Below are 3,247 nucleotides of genomic sequence, written 5' to 3'. Positions count from 1 at the left end.
GCATTTCCTTTTCAGGTTGTGCTGTTAGTATCCTTTAAATCAAATTTATTTTGACTCAAATTTCTACACTATGAAGTTTTCAATGTTCTCGCCTTTTTCAAGGCTTGTTCGCTCTCACGAACTTCTTTATTATATCGCATGCCTTCGAGCTTGTCAACAACTTTTTTCAACTTTTTTCGAAGCGTTTTTCTGTCCATTTCCATGCGAGCCATCGCCTCATTTTACGTTGTTTTTTTGTTGTCTGCGTCTCTCTGACAGCTTGATTATCTTACCAAAGATATTACCTCTTGTCAACGGATTTTTGCATCTTTTTTTGCCTTTTTTCGATTTCTTTTTTACGTGGATTTTGCGGCCTTTCGCAGGAGAGCGGCCCGGCAGGGCCTTACCCTTTGCAAACACTTGCTTCGTCGCCTTTGCAGAAAGCTCCTCAAGAACCGCGGAGCAGCGAAAATACAGACGGCCGGCTATCCATTATAATGTATGAAAACCTTGGATCCGGATCAGAATCTTTGCAGAAATCCGGCTTTTTTCACATTCCGCACACTTGTCCAACGGCTCTATGGTATATAATAGTTAGAAATGGGAGGAAAAAGTATGGACAAATTAAAAATTCTATTAAAGGATAATACGTTTATACGGCACACCTTTTTCATCGTATTCAACGCGATCCTGCTATATATTCTCTATTTCCTGATAAAAAACATCGGTTCCATCACCGGCGGGCTTCATCACGGGTTCCTCGTGCTTATGGATGCATTTAAACCGCTTCTGATCGGACTTGTACTGGCATATCTGCTTAACCCGCTGGTATCGTTCGTCGACGGCAAGCTCCTAAAGCTTCTGGTTCGCCTGCCCGACGATCCGATCAAGCTGGAGAAAAAGAAAAACACCCGGTACCTGATCAGCGTGCTTATATCATACTTATTTGTGATAGCTGCGATTCTGGCGATCCTGTACGGATTTGCCGTGATGCTGATCGGACGCATTTCCTTTACCAACGTGCCCAACATGCTTCAGGATCTGATGGGAACAGCTATTAAATACGAAGCGACACTTCAGACCTGGATCCAGCACAATATCCCACACGATATCCTTTCGGATAAGGTCACGGAATTTACCAACTATTTAATGAGCTGGATCAGCGAAAACATGAGCGCTACAACAGCCATTTCCTTTGTGACCAGCCTGGGCGGGAATATCGTCGATTTTGTCATCGGAATCATCATCAGTATTTACCTGATGAAGGACAAGAAGTTTTTCCTGGGGCTGTGGCGAAAGTTTCTGCATCTGCTCCTGCCGCAGAAAGCCAATGCAGTATTTACAGAAACACTACACGATATCAACGTCGTGCTGTCCCGCTTCATCCGCGGCGCGCTTTTAGACTCCCTGTTCGTGGCGATCCTCTCATCGATAGGCCTTTCTATCATGGGGCTTGAGGCCGCCGTATTCATCGGTGTCTTCGCAGGTCTCGCCAACGTTATCCCATATTTCGGCCCGGTACTGGGTATGATTCCGGCTTTCCTGATGGGGCTTTGCACAGGCGGCTTCTGGCACGGTGTGCTGGCTGTCGTGATCCTGCTGGCAGTTCAGCAGATCGACTCCAACTTCATATACCCGAAAGTCGTGGGTTCCTCTACCGGATTAAAACCTCTTGTCGTACTTCTGGCCGTCAGCGTGTTTGGTTATTTCGGCGGGATCGTCGGCATGCTGCTGGCAGTGCCGCTGGCAGGGATCATCCAGATCTTTGTATTGAAGTGGGTCCGCCGCAGAGAAGCGAAGCTGATCCAGAAAAGACGCAGCGGAAAAGGCAAGATACCTCCTATTATGGACTGACAATCATGGAATAAAAAAGCTCCAGAGAGCGGATTTCAACTCTCTGGAGTTTTTTCTTGCATTTCTATGTATTTATTAAGTCGGTACTTTTCGCCCGCCGCTCTATTCTTCCCAGGCTTTTTCCACAGCGTCTGCTACGATGTCGGCAGCATTCGGATAAAATGCACTCGGGATGATATAGTCCGGCTTCAGTTCTTCTTCCGGGATGATCTCTGCCAATGCATATGCAGCAGCAGTTTTCATTTCTTCTGTGATGCGTTTCGCGCGTGCTGCCAGTGCACCCTTGAAGAGTCCCGGGAAGATGAGCACGTTGTTGATCTGGTTCGGATAATCGGAACGTCCGGTTCCCACAACAGCCGCACCAGCTTCCTTTGCCAGATCCGGCAGGATCTCCGGTTCCGGATTTGCCATGGCGAAAATGATGGCATCTTTATTCATGCTGCGCACCATGTCCTGCGTCAACACCTTTGCAGCAGAAACACCGATAAACAGATCCCGTCCGGAAACAGCGTCCGCCAGACTTCCGGAAATCTGCTCTTCATTCGTAACAGCAGCCAGCCGCTTCTTCGCTTCATTGAGGTCGCCTCTGTCACGAGTCAGGATACCTTTGCTGTCGCAGGCCACGATGTCGCGGATCCCCAGATTCAGCAGCATCTTTGCAATAGCCGTGCCTGCAGCACCTGCACCGTTGATGACAGCCGTCATGTCGGAAAGCTTCCTTTCCGTCAGCTTTGCAGCATTGATAACAGCTGCCGAAACCACTACCGCTGTACCGTGCTGGTCGTCGTGGAACACCGGGATGTCCACCTGCGCCTGCAGTTTTTCTTCGATCTCGAAGCAACGTGGTGCAGAGATGTCTTCCAGGTTGATCCCGCCCAGCGTCGGCGCGATGTTCTTGACAATATTTACGATCTCATCCACATCCTGAGTTTCCAGACAGATCGGGAATGCGTCGATGCCCGCGAATTCCTTGAACAGCAGAGATTTGCCATCCATGACCGGAATGGACGCCAGACCGCCGATGTTCCCAAGACCCAGGACCGCGGAACCATCGGATACTACAGCCACGATATTGGACTTGTTCGTGTATTTATATACATTTTCAGGATCTTCCTTGATCTTGCGGCACGGCTCGGCTACCCCCGGAGTGTACGCCGTGGACAAGTCGTCCTTTGTTTCTACTTTCACTTTGCTGGCAACAGCCATTTTCCCTTTATGCTCTTCGTGCATTTTCAGGGACTCTTTATAATAATCCATTTTACCACCCCTATCTACTTTTTCCAGGAGCTTTTCAGCCCTACGATTTTATTGAATACCTTTTCTGTATCATTTGTCAGTTTGCTGTCGGCGATGTAGTAGCCTTTGCGGAAGAACTGGAACCGTTCACCCGGCTTGGCTTCTGCCACCAGCCTGT

At 48.6% G+C, this 3,247-nt stretch carries 3 protein-coding genes; 1 reads left to right on the top strand and 2 read right to left on the bottom strand.

Annotated features, from left to right (window positions below; all coding sequences use genetic code 11):
- Positions 1 to 68: 68 nt before the first annotated feature.
- Positions 69 to 203 carry a hypothetical protein gene (locus tag H8876_RS10175; protein ID WP_283241776.1) on the bottom strand — a complete coding sequence of 45 codons (135 nt, stop codon included), beginning with the start codon at positions 201 to 203 and terminating at the stop codon, positions 69 to 71.
- 391 nt (positions 204 to 594) lie between these two features.
- Between H8876_RS10175 and H8876_RS06920 the strand changes: the two genes are divergently transcribed.
- Positions 595 to 1,833, top strand: a complete 1,239-nt coding sequence (locus tag H8876_RS06920) for an AI-2E family transporter (protein WP_249287123.1) — start codon at positions 595 to 597, stop codon at positions 1,831 to 1,833.
- Positions 1,834 to 1,935: 102 nt separating this feature from the next.
- On the opposite strand, the gene H8876_RS06915 is transcribed toward H8876_RS06920, so the two are convergent.
- A complete protein-coding gene (locus H8876_RS06915; RefSeq protein ID WP_249287122.1) occupies positions 1,936 to 3,090 on the bottom strand; it encodes an NAD(P)-dependent malic enzyme in 1,155 nt (384 codons plus the stop codon).
- Positions 3,091 to 3,247: the final 157 nt, after the last annotated feature.

The organism is Lentihominibacter faecis, assembly GCF_014306095.1.
In the GTDB taxonomy this organism is placed as follows: Bacteria; Bacillota; Clostridia; order Peptostreptococcales; family Anaerovoracaceae; genus Lentihominibacter; species Lentihominibacter faecis.
This window is presented reverse-complemented; position numbering and strand designations above follow the sequence as displayed.

Coding starts and splice junctions, on each gene's coding strand:
- H8876_RS06920 (WP_249287123.1), top strand. CDS start 595: ATGGACAAATTAAAAATTCTATTAAAGGATAATACGTTTATACGGCAC.
- H8876_RS10175 (WP_283241776.1), bottom strand. CDS start 203: ATGGAAATGGACAGAAAAACGCTTCGAAAAAAGTTGAAAAAAGTTGTT.
- H8876_RS06915 (WP_249287122.1), bottom strand. CDS start 3,090: ATGGATTATTATAAAGAGTCCCTGAAAATGCACGAAGAGCATAAAGGG.